This is a genomic window from Streptomyces sp. NPDC048277 (assembly GCF_040652235.1).
Taxonomy (GTDB): domain Bacteria; phylum Actinomycetota; class Actinomycetes; order Streptomycetales; family Streptomycetaceae; genus Streptomyces.
The window spans coordinates 260463-278598 of record NZ_JBEZLQ010000006.1 but is presented as its reverse complement, the minus strand read 5'-3'; the positions used below and the strand labels follow the sequence as shown (position 1 = coordinate 278598).

The following is an 18136-nucleotide window of genomic DNA, read 5'->3' as shown; positions in this document are numbered from 1 at the left end:
CAGTGGAGAAGTAATGGTCAAGACTTGTACCTGAGCGCTTGTGCGGTTGTGCGGCGCAGCGGATCATTGGCCGGATCCCGCCCCTCTCGCACGCACGCTGGAGCTCCCGGTGACCGCTGGCCCCATCGCATCCGAGCCGGTCGACGCGCCGGCCGCGGCGCAGACCGAGCGCCAGAAGCTGCGCAAGCACTTCGGCCGCTTCGACATCCTGTTCTTCCTGCTCTGCACGATCGTCGGCGTGGACACCATCGGAGCCGTGGCCTCCCGCGGTGCCGAGGCGTTCACCTGGCTCATCGTGCTGGCCGTGGTGTTCTTCGTACCGTCCGCGCTGCTGATCGCCGAGCTCGGGGCCGCGTTCCCCGACGAGGGCGGCCCGTACATCTGGACCAGCCGGGCCTTCGGGCGGCTCGCGGGCGCCGTCAACAACTTCCTGTACTGGATCACCAACCCGGTGTGGCTGGGCGGCACCCTCGCCGTATCCGCCGTCACGGCCTACACCACGTTCTTCAACGACGGGAAGGACCTGAGCACCCCCGCCTTCTACGCCTTCACCCTGGTCTTCGTCTGGGTGGGCGTGCTCGCCGCGATCCTCTCCTTCGACATCGGCAAGTGGATCCCGACCATCGGCGCCTGGAGCCGCTTCCTGCTGCTCGGCCTGTTCACGGTCACGGTCGTGGTCTACGGCGTCAAGCACGGTCTGCACGGCTTCGGCATCGGCGACTTCTCGCCGACGTACGCGGGCTTCGTCGGCCTGGTGCCGGTCCTGATGTTCAACTACGTCGGTTTCGAGCTGCCCAACACGGCCGGCGACGAGATGACGAACCCGCAGAAGGACGTCCCCTACGGCATTTTCCGCAGCGCCGTCCTCTCCGTCCTGCTCTACGCGCTGCCGATCCTCGGCATCCTGCTCGTCCTGCCGGTCAAGGCGATCACCGGCCTCGGCGGCTTCGTCGACGCCATCCGGCAGGTGTTCACCGTGTACGGCGGCCATGTCTCCGCCGACGGCACGGCCACGCTCAGCGGGGTCGGCAGTGTGCTCGGCGACCTGGCCGCGATCATGTTCATCCTCACGGTGCTGTCCTCCGGCGTCACCTGGATCATGGGCTCCGACCGCGCCCTGGCCGTCTCCGGCTACGACGGTGCGGCGCCCCGCTTCCTGGGCGTCATCTCCAGCCGGTTCGGCACCCCGGTCCGGGTGAACATCCTGAGCGGGCTGGTCTCCACCGGCGTGCTGATCCTCGCCCACCAGCTGACCAACGGCAGCGCGGCCAAGCTCTTCGGTGCGGTCCTCGGGCTCGCCGTGTCCACCACGCTCGTCAGCTACCTGGGCATCTTCCCGGCGCTGCCGTTCCTGCGCCGCAAGTTCCCGGACACGCCCCGCCCGTACCGGACCCCGTTCCCGTGGACCATCAGCGTGGTGCTCACCCTGCTCATCCTGTTCGCCAGCGTGCAGCTGATCGCGCCAGGGGCCGGCGACCACTGGTTCGGCACCGCCTACGCGCCGGCCGGCTGGACCCACGCCGAGCGCGGGAAGTACCTGCTGACGGAGCTGGTGCCGCTCGTCGGGTTCATGCTGCTCGGCGTGCTGTTCTGGGCGCTGGGGAGGCCGACCCGGGCGTCGATCGCCGACGGCCGGTAATCCACGCCGGAGACTCGCGTCGAAGATCGTTGCGCGTACGCTCGTGCACATGGTTCAGCATCGAATGATCGACGTGAACGGGATCCGGCTGCACATCGCGGAAGAGGGTTCCGGCCCGCTGGTGGTGCTGCTGCACGGCTTCCCCGAGTCCTGGCACTCCTGGCAGCACCAGTTCGGCCCGCTGGCCGCGGCCGGCTACCACGTGGTCGCGCCCGACCAGCGCGGGTACGGGAGCAGTGACCACCCCGGGGATGTCGAGGCGTACAGCATCTTCCACCTGGTCGGCGATGTGGTCGGGCTGATCCGGGAGTTGGGCGAGGAGAAGGCGTTCGTCGTCGGGCACGACTGGGGTGCGCCGGTGGCCTGGCACACCGCGCTGCTGCGTCCGGACCTGGTGCGCGGGGTGGCCGGGCTGAGCGTGCCGCCGCCGTTCCGGGGGGACGAGCCGCCGCTGCAGGTCATGAACAAGATGTTCGGGGGCCACTTCTACTGGAACTACTTCAACCTCCCGGGTGTCGCCGACGCCGAGTTCGCCCGCGACACGCGCACCACGCTGCGGAAGTTCTTCACCATGGCGGCGGGCGACGGCTCCGGTGAGATCGCGCAGCCGCTGGTGGACCCCGAGCGCGGCTGGCTCGCGGACATGCCGGAGCCGGAGGAGCTGCCGGAGTGGTTCACCGAGGCGGACCTCGACGCCCTCACCGAGAGCTTCTCCCAGGGCTTCACCGGGGCGCTCAACTGGTACCGCAACCTCGATCGCAACTGGGAACTGACCGCTCCCTGGCAGGGCGCCGTCGTCACCCCGCCCGCGCTGTACGTCTACGGCGACCGGGACGTGGTTCCCGCGTTCCCCGGTACGCCCGAACTCATCGAGGCCCTCCCCGACCTGATGCCCAACCTGGTGCGCAAGCCCCTCGAACTGGCGGGCTGCGGCCACTGGACGCAGCAGGAGCGCCCGAACGAGGTGAACGCGGCGCTCCTCGACTTCCTCAAGTCCCTTACCTGAGCTTCCCGAGCGGTCGGGCTCCCTCTCCACGCCTACCTCTACGATCATCTCGTGAGCACGTGGAATCAGAGCCTGACCGCGGCCGGGATCCGGGAGCCGCGGCTGCGCCGGGACTACAGCACCCAACGGCGCGTGGTGCGGCGGTACCGGCGCAGCGCCTACCTGGCCTGCCGGCTGCTGCTGCCGCCTGCGGTGCTGCCCCATGTCATGGCGGCGACGGCCGTGATGCATCACGGCGACAACCTCCTGGACACGGGCCCGAAGCCGCAGCGGGCGGCGGCCTGGGCCGCCTGGGAACAGCAGGTCCGCACGGCCCTGGAGACGGGCACCAGCGACGACCCGCTGATCCGCACCCTGCTGCACACGCTCACCGCGCACCCCCGTCACCGGGAGGTCGTGGAGTCGTATCTGCCCACCGCCGGCGCCGAGTTGGAGTTCACCGGTTTCGTCACCGAGGGCGACTACCAAGCCTACGTGGACGCCTATTCGCTTCCGGCCTTCTTCACCATCGCGGCACTGATGGGTCCCGAGACCGATCCCGACGGCGCGTTCCGGGCCGCCTGCCGCACGCTCGTCGACGGCAGCCAGCGGCTGGACTTCGTCAACGACCTCGCCGAGGACCTGCGGGAGGGGCGGCCGGGCATCCCGGCGGAGACCCTGAAGCATTTCTCGGTCACGGTGGAGGAACTGGCGGCGGGCCAGGCCTCCCCCGGCCTCCGCCCGCTCGTGGAGCACGAAGTCGAGGCGGCCCGGGCCGACCTGCGGTCCGCCCGGGCGGTGCTCGACCTGATCCCGGCCGCCAACCGTCCGATGGTGGGCGCGCTCATCGAGATCGAACTGCTGACCGCCGAGGCGCTGCTCACGAAGGGTGCCGACGTACTGCGCGGCTCGGCGTCGCCGCCCGTGCCGGCCACGCTCCGGGTGCTGCGCGACGCCCGCCGCAGGGCCCGGGCGGCCCGCTGATCCATGCCTGCCCGGCGCCGCGGGTGCCGGCGCCGACCGGCATGGGCTGCGGCTCGCGGGTGCTCCGGGGCCGCCGGGCGCGGACGCCGTCGCCGGGGACGGCGTCCGCGTACGAGGTGAGCGGTCAGCGGTAGCAGGTGGTGAGGCCCGGGTGCCAGGGGCAGGCGATCCCCGCGAAACCGCCGTTGGCGACGACGTCGACGCTGAACTCCTCGCCACCGCGCAGCACTTGCCGGTCCTGGACGAGGCCGTCGGCGCCGTCCCGGATCGTCTCCACCAGCCAGCGGCCGCGGCCGATGGTCAGCGGCACCGTGGCCGTGTGGGCGGCGCCCGCGTACACCCCGCCCAGGAACCAGCGGTCCCCGCTGCGGCGGGCCAGGACGGCTTCCTGGGCGGGGCTGCCGGCCAGCAGACGGGTGTCGTCCCAGGCCGCGGGCTCCTGGTCGAGGAAGTCCCGGGCGAGCGGTCGGGCGTCGTACGACTCGGGGGTGCCCGCGAACATCTGGAGCCCCGACTCGTAGGCGACGGTGAGCCCGACCTCGGCCGCGTCGGAGTTGGGGCGCAGGCCGACGCGCTGGAAGCCGCCGGGGGTGAAGTCCATGGAGCCGATGACGTTGCGGGTGAAGGGGAGGGTGGTGAGGTGGGCGGCGGTGTTGGTGCGCTTCTCCTCGCCGCCGACGGCCTCCATGCTCATCACCTGGGGCCAGGTGCGCTGGATGCCCTTGGGCAGGGTGGCGCCGTGGAAGTCGACCATGAGGTGGTGCGCGGCGGTCTCCGCGAGGATCGTGTCGTACCACTGGAACATCGACTGCGCCTCGGAGTTCATGAAGTCGATCTTGACTCCCTTGACGCCCCAGCGTTCCAGGGTGGGCAGCCACTGGGCGCGTTCCTCGGGGGTGTCGAGGTCGCGCTGGTGGATCCAGACGATGATCCCGACGCCCTTGGCGCGTGCGTAGTCGACCAGTTCCGGCATCCAGCTGTCGGTCGCCCAGTCGGGGTCGGTGACGTCCCACTCGTCCTTCTTGAAGTACCAGCCGGAGTCCACCGCCTCGTAGGGCCAGTGGTGTTGGGCCGCGTAGTCGACGTACGCCTTCTGCGCGTCGAGGCTCTGGCCCGCCGTGCGGCCGCCGGCCAGCCAGGTCCACAGCACCGTGCCCGGGCGGATCCAGGAGGTGTCGGCGACCTTCGAGGCGGGGGCGAGGTCGTCGGTGAAGGTGGACCGGGTGACGGTGGCGAGGTCGCCGGTGATCATGGCCCGCCAGGGGGTGGTGAGGGGGCCGTCGGTGTGGACGCGGTCGTCGGCGAGCTGGACGCGGTAGGTGCCGGTGCCCTGGGTGTGGGCGAGTCGCGCGCCGGAGTAGGTGCCGGAGAGGTCGGACTCGGCGAGCAGGGTGTAGCCGCCGTCGGTGGCGAACAGGGCCTGGTCCGAGTAGGCGGCGGTGGGGGCGGTGGCCGCGGTGTACTGGTTGAACTGGCCCTCGTTGTCGACCCGGTAGGTGCTGAGCCAGGCGCCCGCGTCCGACGGCAGGTTGAAGGCGGAGGTCTCGCCGAGGACGTCGCCGTACCCCGTGGGCAGGACGTACCGGTAGGCGATGCCGTCGGCCGAGGCGCGGACGACGAGGTCGAGGCGGGCGCCCGCGGCGGTGGCGAAGGACAGCCGGGTCTCGTTCATGTGCACCCTGCGGTCCAGGCGTTTGCCGGACTTCGCCCGGTAACGCTCGTCGACCGTACGGTCCCTGCGGTTCAGGAAGCGCAACCCCTGGGACAGATCGGCCTGTTCGGTGACGATGCCGACGGGCGACGGCTCGATGACGGTACGGCCGTCACGGGTGACCGAGAGGCTCAGTGTGCCGGTGCTGTCGTCGAGGGCGATGCTCGCGCGGGGTGCGTGGGCCGCCTCGGTCACGGTCCAGGCGTGCGCCTGCCGCTGCCCGGCCCGTGCGGGGGCGGTGGTGAGAAAAGCGGCGGCCAGTCCGGCGCAGAGCGCGGCGACCACGGTTCGTCTGATGGGAACGGCCGGTGGAACAGCCATGAGAACCCTGCCTTCCGGTCGGTGGTTACGGCAGTCCCCACGCCGCGCCCGGTTCGCTGACGGCGACGGGTGCGACGACGAGGTCGGGGCGGGAGCCGGAGTGCACGAGGACCTCGCGGCCGCGGGGCAGGTCGATGGCGAGGGTGCCGTCGCCGAGGTCGTGGGTGCGGGCCGGGGAGCCGTCGTCGAGCAGGACGGTGAGCCGGCCGGTCAGACCGTGCCGGAGCCACAGCGGCTCGCCCGCCAGGCTGCGGATCCGGATGAACCGGGTACTGCCCGCCTTGCGCACCGCGCTGACCAGGAAGGCGCCCTGGGTGCGGAAGTTGTGCAGGGTGAGGTCCGCCCAGGCGGTCGGGACGGCCGGGAAGACGCGGATGATCCCGCCCCAGCTCTGGCAGAACATGTCGTGCAGGGACTGGGAGGCGGACAGCGGGGTCTCGATGACCGGACCGGCCTCGGTGTAGTGGGTGTTGGCCCGGCAGGGATAGCGGGTGGTGGGGTCGAAGAACTTGCGGAGATAGCCGATCGCGGTGTCGCCGTCGCCGGTCATCGCGTACATCGAGGCGGCCCCGGTGTAGCTGTAGCCGCGATGGGCGCCGGTGAGCGCGTGCCAGCGGACGACGGACCTGGTGATCAGGTCGCGGTTCTCGGGCTGGTCCCAGTTGACGAGGTAGAGGGGGTACACCATCAGCATGTGCGAGTAGTGGCGGTGGGACTGCGCGTACGGGGTGTCGGCGCCGATCATGAAGCCGTTGTCGTCGACCGGGTACGGGGTGAGCCGGGCCAGCACCTCCTGCCAGCGCGGGGCCAACTCGTCGTCGATGCCGAGCAGTTCGGCGGAGTCGAGGAGGGTCCGGCAGCCCCAGCGGATCAGCGCGAGGTCGTAGTTGGTGTCCTGCGGCGGGACGATCGGGTACTCGGGCGAGAGCGTGCTCGGCAGGTGCAGCCTGCCGTCGCTGCCCGGGGTGAGGAAGTGCAGGTAGTAGGTGATCGCGCGGCGCAGCACCGGGTAGATCGTGTCGCGGAGGAGGGACTCGTCCATCGAGTGGCGGTACGACAGCCAGACGTTGTGCAGTGCCCAGGTGAGGTCGCCGGTCTCGGCGCCGGTGCCCGGCTGGCCCACCTCCCGGTCGGCGAACATGTCGGAGCTGCGGCCGATGCCGGAGCTGTCCGAGCGGTAGGCGGCGGGGACGTTGGCGGTGAGCTGCTCCTGGCTCTGGCGCAGGGTGGTGGCGAGGGCGTCCAGTTCCGGGTGGTTGAAGCCGTGGATGAGCCAGTATTCGAGCTGGACGTTGAGGTTCCACCAGATCGCGGGCCAGGGTGTGGGCTCCAGCCAGGGTCCCGAGGTCGCCATGGTGGGGCCGTCGGCGCGGCTGGCGGAGGCGACCTTGTAGAGCTGGATCCAGTGGAAGCTCTGCAGCCGCTGGTCGGGGAACGACACGAAGCTCTTCTGGTAGAAGGCGTGCCACCAGCGGGTGTGGCGCCCTCTGAGAGTGCTGTAGGACACGGCACGGTCCAGGTTCCGCCGGGAGCCGGTCTCGGCGGCGGTGTCCGAGGGGAAGCTGTGCCCGACGCTCACCAGCAGTTCGTCGCCGGTACGGCGGTAGGAGGTGGCCGTCTGGCCGCCGCCGGTGAGGGGTTGGAGGACCTGTTCGGTGCCGTCGGCCGAAGTCCTGGTGGTCCAGGGCGGGTTGGCGGTGTATCCGGCGGGCGGTGACTCCTGGATCTTGCGGGGGCTGATGGCCTCCTCGGGGTGGAAGGTCCAGGTGACCTGTTCGCCGCCTGCGGCCGTGGCGCGGAGGGCCAGCACCTCGTCGTGGATGAGGGCGGCGAGGGTGAGGGTGCCGGCGGTGGTGGTGACGGTGCCGGTGAGTTCGGCGTTCCACAGGCTCAGCCGCCAGTCGACGGCGGTGATGGTGCCGACCGGTTCGAGCGTGAGGTGCCCGACCGGGAGGCGGGCGGTGCCCCAGCCGCTGCCGAACTCCGGCCGGTGGTCCTGGACCCGGCCGTGCTGGACGGTGAAGCGGACCTGGTTGGCGCCCGGCTCCTGGTAGATCATGCTGCCGAGCAGCCCGTCGCCGAGGAACGGGCCCTCGTACCAGAGGGTGGGCAGTTTGCTCCACAGCAGGTCCTGGTCGCGCAGGAAGCGGTCCCAGGCGCTGTCGGTGGTCATGGTGTCGCGGAGTTTCCAGGGGCGTGCGGCCCGGGCGCCGGGCGGTCCCGCCTGGGCCGCGTGGGCGGTTGCGGGCAGGGCGGCGACCGCCGCTCCGCCCAGCGCGGTGCCGAGCACGGCTCTGCGGCGCACCGGTGAACGTTCCTCCGGCTGCGAGGTCATCATCGTCCTCCAGACCTGACGGATCATCGATACATCGGGTGTATCGGGGAACCTAGGGACCGCGCGAGCACCTGTCAACAATCCCAACAGTTACAGGATCACGCCACCTTGAGGCCGAGAAGCGGCCTTGAGCTTCGCGTTCATATCAATAACCCCTACTCAAGTCCTTGACTCCTCCGATGTATTGAGGTTGCCTGCCATCGCGTTCCCGCTCTCCCGCCCCGCCTCCGCCACCCGACGGAAAGGACGGCACCCCATGCGCAGAGGCACGATCGCGTCGATGTTCGCGGCTGTCACGGCCGCACTGGCCCTCGCTCTGCAGCCACTACCGGCGGCCGCGGCCCACCACCGGGAAGCCGCCCGCTGGACCGGCACCTGGGAGGCCGCCGCCTCCGGCACGGTCGCCGAACTCCCCGGGCAGACCGTGCGCAACGTGATCCACACCAGCGTCGGGGGCCGCGCGGCCCGTATCCGGATCTCCAACCGGCTCGGCACGGCTCCGCTGCGCCTCGGCGCCGTGACCGTCGCCGTACAGGAGGCCGGTGCTCCCAAGAGCCCGAACACCGTGCCGGGTTCGGTGCGGACGGTCAGCTTCCACGGCGCCGCCACCACCGACGTACCGGCGGGTCGGGACGCGGTGAGCGACCCGGTACCCCTGCGGGTGCCGTCCGGTGCCAACCTCATGGTCAGCCTGTACACCCCGGCCGACTCGGGCCCGGCGACATATCACCGCTCCGCCCTCCAGACCTCCTTCATCGCCCCGGACGGCGACCACACCGCCGACCCGGACGGCACGTCGTACACCACGACGACCGGCTCCTGGTACTACCTGACCGGCGTCGACGTGCTCGCCGCCCCGGCCGTGGGCAGTGTCGTGACGCTGGGCGACTCGATCACCGACGGCTCCGGTTCCACGTCGAGCGCCAACCACCGCTGGCCCGACCGGCTCGCCGCCCGGCTGCGCGAACTGCCCCCGCGCACACGGCTGGGCGTGCTGAACGCCGGTGTCGCGGGCAACCGGGTGCTCCTCGACGGCACCGGCCCCAGCGCGTTGTCCCGGCTGGACGCCGATGTGCTCTCCCGCAGCGGGGTGCGTGCGCTGGTCGTCATGGAAGGCATCAACGACATCAAGGGCAGCCCCGAGCAGACCGATCCGGCCGCCTTCGCGGCCGCGTACCGGGAGATCGTGGCCCGCGCGCACGCCCACGGCATCCGGGCCGTCGGCGGCACCATCACGCCGTACGGCGGCAACGGCGGCTGGACCGCCGCCCGCGAGGCGGTACGGCAGTCGGTCAACGAGCTGATCCGGTACGGCGGGATCTTCGACGCGGTGGTGGACTTCGACGCCGTCGTCCGCGACCCCGCCGCACCCGACCGGATCCTGCCGGCCTACGACGCCGGCGACCATCTGCACTTCGACGACACGGGGTTGCAGGCGATGGCCGACGCCGTCGACCTCGACTCCCTCACCGGAAAGGACACTCGATGAACCGGAGAACCGTCTTATGGGCCGGCGCCGGAGCGCTGTTCGCCCTCCCGCTGACCACCGGCGTCGCCGTCGCGGCCACCGACCCCACCGACGGCTGGACGCAGACCTCGTTCACCTACAGCTGGCAGAAACCCTGGAACCTGGACCTGAGCGACCGGCACAGCTCCAGCGGGGGCGTCGACCGGATGTGGGTGTACGCCACCGACGAGCCGTTCGAGGAGGGCAGCGACACCGACCCGCGCACCGAGATGCGCTGGAAGGTCGACTACAGCACGGGCGACCACATGTGGGACGCCGACGTCTACCTTCCGTCCGGCACCGACGGCGCGACCTTCGTCCAGATCCTGCGCAGCGTCCACCCCTCGGGCACCCCGGCCACCGACATCATGCTCGACGTGTACGACACCGGCGGCGGCACCGTGCGCCGCTACGACGGCACGGTGCTCAAGACCGACGCGTACGACACCTGGTTCAACGTCAAGATCGCCCACGAGGCGGGCAGCGGGACCGGCACCATCAGGGTCTACTTCGACGACTCCCTCGTCCTGACGGTCGACGACCGGGGCCCGGCCACCCGCTACTTCAAGAACGGCGTCTACAACCACGGCACCGGCCGCGCCGAGGCCCGCTTCCGCAACCTCCGCTACTGGACCAGGTGACCGGCCTCGGTCAGCCCTTGCGCCACTTCTGGTTGGCGGTGCCGGCACAGGTCCACAGCTGGAGCTTGGTGCCGCTCGCCGTGCCGTTGTCGGTGACGTCGACGCACTTGTCGGCCAGGGCGCTGACCAGGTCGCCGGCCGAGCTGAGGTAGAACAGCTGGGCGCGGTTGCCGCTGCAGTTGGCGACCTGGATGGCGGTGCCGTCGGCGCTGTTCCCCCAGGCCAGGTCCATGCACAGGCCGAGCGAGCGGATGGTGCCGTCCGAGTTGAAGACCCACTTCTGCCGGGCGGCGCCGGAGCAGTCCGCGATCTGCAGCCGGGTGCCGTCCCCGCCCGCGTTGGTGACGTCGATGCAGCGGTTGGATCCGGTGCCGATCAGCGCCACGCCGGGGACGGTGGTGGTCTTGGTGCCGCCGCTCGACGAGGAGCTCCCGGAGGAGGACTTCCCGGACGAGCCGGACGAGGAGGACTTGGAGCCGCTGGACTTCGAACCGGACGACGTGGAGCCCGAGTCCGAGTTCGAACCGGAGCTGACGGAACCGCCGCCGGACTGCTGCCCGGTCGAGCCGCCGCCCGTTCCGCCGGCCGACCCGGAACCGCCGGAGGTGGTCTTCGCGGGCTTGTGGGAGGGGGTGTGGGAGGGCGTCGGTGACGGGGACGGCGACGGGGATTCGGAGGTGCTGGACAGCGTTGTCGGCTCCCCCGCCGCCACCGCGGCGGCCGTCGTGGTGTCCGGGTCCGGGAAGAGGTCGACATGACTCAACAGCGGTACGGCCAGGGCGGTGACGACGGTCAGTGCGGCCGCCCCGCCGACGGTCGCCCACACCCGCAGGCCGGGCACCAGACCGCGACGGGGCATGGCGGGACGGCGGGCGAAGGTGTCGCTGAAACGTCCCGCCGGGGTGCCGGGCCGGTCCGCTGAGGGCCGGGGTTTGCGAAGGGGCGGCACGTCGTCTCCTGCAGGTCTCGTGAAGGTCCCGGAACGCCCGGGACGGGCCGGACACAGGAACAGTAACGAAGGGCCGGGGCCGATCCGCCCGCTCGACCACGAAGATCCCGCCGAACGTCACCTTCCGTCCACCTATGGGAAGTTGGCTGTGACGACTTTGTTGAGATCCGCGGCAAGGGCGACTTCGGGATCTTCCGTTCTTCGCGCTAGCGTTCGCCTCTGCAGCGCATCACAGCGACCCAGGGCACCACAGCGACCTGGCATGACAGCACGACAGCTACACCCGACACCGGAAGGCGGAGGCCGTGAGCCTCATCGACCATGACCGCGCCGACGGCGCGGACCGGACGCTCGGCCTCCTGCTCGCGGAGCGCGACAGTCTGCGCCGCTTCGTGACCGGCATGATGGGGCGCGACCCCCACGGTGCGGAGGACGTCGTCCAGGAAACCCTGTTGCGGGCCTGGCAGTCGGCCGGCCGGCTTGACTGGCGGGACCGGCCCATCCGTATGTGGCTGTTCCGGGTGGCCCGCAACCTCGTGGTCGACGGCCGGCGCCGGGACCGGACCGTTCCGGTGGGGATCACGGCGGCGGACTTCGGTACTGCCGGGCCGGCGCCCGTGCCCGACCACGCCGAACAGGTCGGTGACCGCAGGGTGCTGGTCTCCGCGCTGCGCACCCTGGCTCCCGCACACCGCGAAGCCGTGGCCCGCGTCCATCTGCTGGGGCAGCCCGGCGACGACGTGGCCCGCCAGCTCGGGCTGCCCCCGGGCACGGTCAAGTCCCGCACCCATCACGGCGTGCGCGCGCTGCGCGCCGCCCTGGAACCCCATGGCCTGTACGCGACCGGAACCGAGAATCTCCGGAGAGAGACGCGATGACCTCCGACACCATCACCACCCTGCTCGGCCTTGTCGGCATCCTGGTCCTCGTCCTCGCCGTCACCCACTGGCTGGTGCGGCGCGGCGGCGGCTGGAAGGCCCTGTGGCGCCGGCTCCGGCGTGAGACCGCCCTCACCGTCCGGGCGTTCACCGGTCCGGTACGGACCGAGCTGCGCTACCGGCGCGGGCTGCGCCTGCTGGTCCGGCTGCTGCGCGACCCGGCCGTGTGGGCCGACGCCGAGCGGGCCACGGCCCTGGCCGCGTCCGTCCGGCCCGGGGTCCGTCCCTACGGTGTGCTGGCCGGGCCGGAGTGGATGGCCGTGTTCGTCGCGGCGGACGGCGACGCGCTGCGCGAGCCTCCGGAGCCCTGGGCCGCGGACGAGACCGACCCGCGCCTGTGGTGGATCGACCGGTCCGATCTGACGGACGACGGCGCGGAGTCCGCCGTACCGCTGCTGGTGTGCGTGGGACACCACATGGGGCACGCCGTCCTGCTCGACGTGCGCTCCGGTCCGCCCGCGCTGTCCGTGTACGGGCCGCCGCGCGCCGCCCGTACGGCCCGCGCCGTGCTCCAGGCGCTCGCCGCCCAGCTGGACACCCGGCTGCCCGAGGGCCGGGTCGCCATCGCCGACGGGGTGCACCCCCGGCATCCGGGGCTGCCGGCCGCGGCGACCGTCGGGCAACCCGGCATCGAGGTCGCGGTGTGCGCCGACCCGCTGGAGCGGCCGCTGCCGTCCGGTGTCCGGCTGCTGAGCCTGGGCGTCGCCCGGGGCCGGACCCGGCTGCTGGAGATCGGCCCGGAGGCGATGCTCACGGTCCACGGCGCTCCCGCCGCCGCCCGGGTCGACGTACTCCCGCTGTCGCGGGCCGTCGCCCGCACACTGCCCGCGCTGCCGCCGTACCCCGACCGGCCGGACGAGGAGGGCGCGCGTCCGGCGGACGTGCCGGCCACCGCCGATCCCGACCTGCTGGCGGACGAGCCGGACCTGGACGCCGGCGCGGCACCCGTCGCCGCCCGTCCGACCGGTGTCTCCGCGACCCGGCCGGCCCCCGAGCCCGAGCCCGCCGCCGCGCCGGTCCCCGCTCCGGCCGCGGCCGTCGGGAGCGACGACGACTTCGCGGAGCCGAGCACCTCCGGTACGGCCGGTGTCTCCGCGGCCTCGCCGCCGGCGCCGTAACCGGCGCAACCGCCGTACCCGTCCCCCGATCCCGTACGAACGACCGCCCGGCTGGGAGCCGTGAACCTCACCATCACCACCGTGGACGCCACGGACGGACAGCGCCGCGACCACCAGGTCCGGCTGCCCTCGAACGCCACCGTCGGCGATCTCGCCGCCGCCCTGACCCAGGACGAGGCCGCCGTCGGCGGCGGTGCGGACTGGGCCGCGGCCGGCGCGCCGCGCGCCCGGAACCTCTACGCCGACGGCCACCGGCTCGACCCCGCCACGCCGGTGTCCGGCAGCGGGATCCACGACGGCGGGCTGCTCGGGCTCGGCGGTCCGGCGCGCCCGGCCGACCTGGTCCGGGTCCATGACGACGGTGACCCGGAGGGTGTGCTCGCCGAGGTGCACATCGTCTCCGGGCCGGGTGCCGGACGTACCTGGCGGCTCGGGGCGGGCAGCCACGAGATCGGCACCGACCCGCTGTGCGCCCTGCGGCTCGACGCCGCGGACGGGGTGCCCGAGTCCGGGCTGTGGGTGACGGTCGGCGCGGACGGCACCGCGACCTGGCACCGCATCGACGACGACCCCGAGGACGCGGTCCGGGCCCGGCTCGCCTCGCCGCCGCCCGACGACGCCATCACCCAGCTGCGCCGGCCCCGTCCCCAGCCGCCGCGCGAACGTCCGGCGGGGCCCGGCCCGGTGCCGTGGCCGGCCGGAGAGGACCTGACCGTGGGTCCGCTGCTGCTGCGGATGAGCGCGCCGGTCGAGGCCGACGCGGCGGTCACCCCGTCCGCCGACGGCTACGGCGTGGACTACAACCGGCCGCCGCGGATCGCCCCGCACCTGGACGCGGAGCGGGTGCGGCTGCCGCAGCCGCCGTCGCCGCCGCAGAAGCGGCCGTTCCCGACCGTGATGATGATCTCCCCGATCGCCCTCGGTCTGTTCATGGTCAGCATCTTCAAGTCGTACTACTTCCTGGTGTTCCTGTTCCTCAGCCCGATGATGATGCTGTCGAACTGGGCGACGGGCCGGCGTGCGGCCCGCAAGCAGTTCCTGGAGTCGGAGGCGGCCTACGAGCGCCGCCGTGACGTCCTCGAGGAGCAGGTCCGGGACGCGGTGGTGGGCGAGCGCCGGGTGCGGGACAAGACCGGTCCGGACCCGGCGGCCGTCGCCCTGATCGCGACCGGACCCGGCGGCCGGCTGTGGGAGCGGCGCCGCCGCGATCCCGACCATCTGGTGCTGCGCCTCGGCACGGTGGACCAGCCGTCGGTACGGGAGCTGGAGGACCCGGCGCGGGACGAGAACCACCGCTCCATCCGCTGGAACATCCCCGACACGCCGATCGGCGTCGACATCGCGGCGCACGGAGTCGTGGGCGTCGCGGGTCCGGCCTCCGAGGTGCAGCCGCTGGCCCGCTGGCTGGTGGCGCAGGCGGGTGTGCTGCACAGTCCGCGCGACCTGAGGATCGTCGTCCTGACCGAGCCGGACCGGGTGGCGGACTGGGCGTGGACGCGCTGGCTGCCGCATCTGAGGCCTGGTACGGCGGGTGGTCCCGTGGTGCTGATCGGCAACGACCCCGAGTCCACCTCGGCCCGGATCAGCGAGCTGGTCTCCCAGGTGCAGTCGCGCCGCCGGCAGGCCGGCAACGACCGTGACGTGGTCTTCACCGACCCCGATGTGCTGGTGATCGCGGACGGGGCGCGGCGGCTGCGCGACGTTCCCGGCATGGTCCAGGTGCTCACCGACGGCCCGCGGGTGCGGATCTTCAGTGTCTGTCTGGACGAGCAGGAGCGGCTGCTGCCCGAGGAGAGCACGGGTGTGGTGCTGGCGGCCGACGGCCGACTGACCGTGCGGCGCCCCGGCGCTCCGGACCTGCCCGCGGTGCGCGCCGACCGGGTCTCGCCCGAGTGGTGCGAGCAACTGGCCCGTGCGTTGGCCCCGATCCGTGACGTCAGCCCCGAGCACGACGCCGGACTCCCCCAGCGGGTGCGCCTGCTCGACCTGCTGGCGCAGGAACCGCCCAACGCCCAGGCCCTGTTGGAGCGTTGGCAGTCCGAGCCCGCCTCCACCTCCTTCGTGATCGGCACCGGCTTCGACGGGCCGCTCTCGCTGGACCTGGTACAGGACGGGCCGCACGGTCTGGTCGCCGGTACGACGGGTTCCGGCAAGTCGGAGCTGCTGCAGACGTTCGTGGCCTCGCTGGCCGCCGCCAACCGGCCCGACGAACTCACCTTCGTGCTGGTCGACTACAAGGGCGGCAGCGCCTTCAAGGAGTGCGCCAACCTGCCGCACACCCTCGGCATGGTCACCGACCTCGACGCCCACCTCGTGGAGCGGGCCCTGGAGTCCCTCGCGGCCGAACTGCGCCGCCGTGAGCAGGTGCTGGCCGCCGCGGACGCCAAGGACCACCCGGAGTACCGGGCCAAGCGGGCCGCCGATCCCTCCCTGGCGCCGCTGCCCCGACTGCTGCTGGTCATCGACGAGTTCGCCACCCTGGTCCGCGAAGTCCCCGACTTCGTGCCCGGGTTGATCAGCATCGCCCAGCGGGGCCGTTCCCTCGGCATCCACCTGATCCTGGCCACGCAGCGCCCGGCCGGTGTGGTCACCGGTGACATCCGCGCCAACACCAACCTGCGGATCGCGCTGCGGGTGACGGACATGACCGAGAGCCAGGACATCATCGACGTCAAGGACGCCGTCGACATCTCCTCCGGCACGCCCGGCCGTGCCCTGGTCCGGCGCGGGCCGAAGCAGGCCGACCCGTTCCAGACCGCCTGGGTGGGCGGGGAGCGTCCCCGTCAGACCCCGGCCGCGACGGCCGAGCCGGAGGCCGGTCCCCGCAAGCCGGTGCGCGCGGTGGACGTCGGCTGGGACGCGCTCGGCCGGCCCGCCGAACTCCCGCCGGAGGCACGGACGGTGACGGTCTCCTCGCCGCAGGGCCCGGCGCCCACCGACCTCCAGGCCCTCGTCGAGGAGATCCGCACCACCGCCGACCTCCTCGACGACTTCACCCCGCAGCCCAGCCCCTGGCTGCCCCCGCTCCAGCGCGAACTGGTCCTGGACGACCTGGACGAGCTCGGCGCCACCCGCGAGGGCCGGCTGATCGTCCCGTACGCCCTGGAGGACGTGCCGCAGCTCCAGCAGCGCCGGGTGGCCGTGGCCGACCTGGCCACCTTCGGGCACCTGTACGTCATCGGCGCCCCGCGCTCCGGCCGTACCCAGGTGCTGCGGACCATCGCCGGGTCCGCGGCCCGGACGGCGAGCACCGCCGACGTGCACATCTACGGCATCGACGCGGGCGGCGGCGGCCTCACCGCCCTCGGCGCGCTGCCGCACTGCGGCGGTGTGGTCTCCCGGCACGACCTGGAGCGGCTGGGCCGGATGCTGCGCCGGCTGAACCGGGAGCTGACCGACCGCCAGGACCTGGCGCAGACGCACAGCGCGACCGGCATCGGGGAGCTGCGCAAGCTGCTGCCGAAGGCCGAGCGGCCCGCGCACATCCTGCTGTTCATCGACGGCTGGGACTCGCTCTCGGTCATCATCGACGAGCACGACCACGGTCAGCTGGTGCAGGAGGTGACCCGGCTCATCCGCGAGGGAGCCGCCGCGGGCATCCATGTCATCGCCACCTCCGAACGCTCCCTGCTGGGCGGGCGGATGGCCGCGCACAACGACCACAAGCTGCTGCTGCGGCAGGGCGACCGCAGTGACTACCAGGCCGTCGGCATGATGCCCAACAAGATCCCGGCCGACATTCCGCCGGGCCGCGGCTGGCACGTCCTCAGCGGCACCGAGACCCAGGTGGCGCTGCTGGCCGCCGGCGGCGGCACGGAGCAGGCCGAGGCGCTGCGGGCGATCGGCGAGAGTGCCCGCAAGCGGGACGCCCGGGTCCCGGACGCCCGGCGGCCGTTCCAGGTCGCGGTGCTGCCGCGCTCGGTGGAGTTCGCCGAGGCCTATGAGAAGGTCGCCGAGACCGACCGGCGGCCGATGTGGGGGCTGCTCGGTGTCGGCGGCGACGAGGGCGGCGCGGTCGGCGCGGACCTCGCGGGTTCCGCGTCGGCGTTCGGGGTGTTCGGCCCGGCCGGGTCGGGCCGCAGCAACGCCCTCGCGTCGATCGCCGTGTCGCTGCTGGCCGGCGGCACCTCGCTGGTCGTCCTCACCCCGCGGGAGTCGCCGCTGCGTGCCCTGGAGCGGCACGCCACGGCCACCGTGCTCACCGAGAACGACCCGTCGGCGGACGCCGTGCGGGCGGCGCTGGACGCGCTGCCGGGGCCGCGGGTGGTGATGATCGACGACGCCGATCTGATCACCAGCTCGGCGGCGGACAAGCTCCTCAAGGAGATCGCCGTCTCCGGCCGGGACCAGGGACTCGGACTGGTCTACGCGGCCTCGGCGGAGGGTTTCCAGAGCGGGATGAGCGGCTGGACGCTCGCGGCCCGGCGGGCGCGGCGCGGTCTGCTGCTCGCGCCGAAGAACCTCACCGAGGGCGACCTGGTCGGCGTACGGCTGATGCCCAGTGTGGTGCGGGCGACGACGCACCCGGGCCGGGCGTGGATGGCCGGGCCCGGCGGCGCGCTGCTGGCCCTCCAGGTGCCGCTGACGCCGCTGCGGGCCTGACCGTACGACGTGAGAGGGCCCTCCCGGCGCGTCCGGGAGGGCCCTTTCACGTGCCGGGGTCCTACGAGTTGTTCTGCAGGCTGCTGCTGATGCCCTGGTCGAACTGGATCGCGTTCTCCTTGATGCCGTTGAACATCTCCGAGAAGTCGTTGATGCCCTTCACGGCGGCCAGCAGGCTGGTGTCGAAGTTGTTGTAGGTGGTCCGGATGACCTCGCTGGACTGCTGGAAGACCATGCCGTCGTCGACGAGGGTGTTGACCCGGTTGCGCAGGTTGCTGAGCACCGGCAGCAGGTTCTCGTGGGCGTCGTGCAGCAGGCTCACGACCTCCTCGATCTTGTGGTAGTCGAGGTTGATGCCGTTGTAGCTGGCCATGGGGTTCCTGTCCGTTCCTGTCGGTCTCGTTGC

The 18136-nt window shown here is 72.3% G+C and carries 12 protein-coding genes; 8 read left to right on the top strand and 4 right to left on the bottom strand.

Annotation, left to right across the window (positions count from 1 at the left end):
- The first annotated feature begins 109 nt into the window (after nt 1-109).
- Genes AB0D85_RS16425 through AB0D85_RS16415 form a run of 3 tightly spaced genes read left to right on the top strand, consistent with a single transcriptional unit; the run spans nt 110 to nt 3608 of the window.
- Nucleotides 110-1639, top strand: coding sequence for an APC family permease (locus AB0D85_RS16425; protein WP_362319923.1), 1530 nt, complete (start codon nt 110-112; stop codon nt 1637-1639).
- Between the two features lie 49 nt (nt 1640-1688).
- Nucleotides 1689-2645: an alpha/beta hydrolase gene (locus tag AB0D85_RS16420; protein ID WP_362319920.1), complete on the top strand. Its 957-nt coding sequence runs from the start codon at nt 1689-1691 to the stop codon at nt 2643-2645.
- A 51-nt stretch (nt 2646-2696) separates the two neighbouring features.
- Nucleotides 2697-3608: a squalene/phytoene synthase family protein gene (locus AB0D85_RS16415; RefSeq protein WP_362319917.1), complete on the top strand. Its 912-nt coding sequence runs from the start codon at nt 2697-2699 to the stop codon at nt 3606-3608.
- A gap of 124 nt (nt 3609-3732) precedes the next feature.
- Here the strand turns inward: AB0D85_RS16415 and AB0D85_RS16410 are convergent, their stop codons facing one another.
- Both AB0D85_RS16410 and AB0D85_RS16405 read right to left on the bottom strand, forming a co-directional pair.
- Complete coding sequence (locus AB0D85_RS16410) at nt 3733-5640, bottom strand: glycoside hydrolase family 97 catalytic domain-containing protein (RefSeq protein WP_362319914.1); 1908 nt, start codon at nt 5638-5640, stop codon at nt 3733-3735.
- Between the two features lie 25 nt (nt 5641-5665).
- A complete protein-coding gene (locus AB0D85_RS16405; RefSeq protein WP_362319911.1) occupies nt 5666-7975 on the bottom strand; it encodes a Tat pathway signal sequence domain protein in 2310 nt (769 codons plus the stop codon).
- Between the two features lie 256 nt (nt 7976-8231).
- Between AB0D85_RS16405 and AB0D85_RS16400 the strand changes: the two genes are divergently transcribed.
- Both AB0D85_RS16400 and AB0D85_RS16395 read left to right on the top strand, forming a co-directional pair.
- The gene (locus tag AB0D85_RS16400) at nt 8232-9464 is read left to right on the top strand and encodes an SGNH/GDSL hydrolase family protein (RefSeq protein ID WP_362319908.1); all 1233 of its coding nucleotides are present in this window, start codon (nt 8232-8234) and stop codon (nt 9462-9464) included.
- The gene (locus tag AB0D85_RS16395) at nt 9461-10123 is read left to right on the top strand and encodes a polysaccharide lyase family 7 protein (protein WP_362319905.1); all 663 of its coding nucleotides are present in this window, start codon (nt 9461-9463) and stop codon (nt 10121-10123) included. Before AB0D85_RS16400 ends, AB0D85_RS16395 begins: the two co-directional genes overlap by 4 nt.
- Nucleotides 10124-10133: 10 nt before the next feature.
- Here AB0D85_RS16395 and AB0D85_RS16390 read toward each other — a convergent pair whose 3' ends face one another.
- Nucleotides 10134-11072, bottom strand: a complete 939-nt coding sequence (locus AB0D85_RS16390) for an RICIN domain-containing protein (protein ID WP_362319902.1) — start codon at nt 11070-11072, stop codon at nt 10134-10136.
- Between the two features lie 305 nt (nt 11073-11377).
- Between AB0D85_RS16390 and AB0D85_RS16385 the strand changes: the two genes are divergently transcribed.
- From AB0D85_RS16385 to AB0D85_RS16375, 3 genes are read left to right on the top strand one after another with little or no spacing between them, the layout of a single operon-like run.
- On the top strand, nt 11378-11950 hold the full coding sequence (locus AB0D85_RS16385; protein WP_362319900.1) for a sigma-70 family RNA polymerase sigma factor: 573 nt from the start codon (nt 11378-11380) through the stop codon (nt 11948-11950).
- On the top strand, nt 11947-13128 hold the full coding sequence (locus AB0D85_RS16380; protein ID WP_362319897.1) for a hypothetical protein: 1182 nt from the start codon (nt 11947-11949) through the stop codon (nt 13126-13128). The genes AB0D85_RS16385 and AB0D85_RS16380 overlap by 4 nt, the downstream gene beginning before the upstream one ends.
- A gap of 60 nt (nt 13129-13188) precedes the next feature.
- Nucleotides 13189-17730: an FtsK/SpoIIIE domain-containing protein gene (locus AB0D85_RS16375; RefSeq protein WP_362319894.1), complete on the top strand. Its 4542-nt coding sequence runs from the start codon at nt 13189-13191 to the stop codon at nt 17728-17730.
- A gap of 61 nt (nt 17731-17791) precedes the next feature.
- Here AB0D85_RS16375 and AB0D85_RS16370 read toward each other — a convergent pair whose 3' ends face one another.
- Nucleotides 17792-18103, bottom strand: a complete 312-nt coding sequence (locus AB0D85_RS16370; protein WP_046730425.1) for a hypothetical protein — start codon at nt 18101-18103, stop codon at nt 17792-17794.
- Nucleotides 18104-18136: the final 33 nt, after the last annotated feature.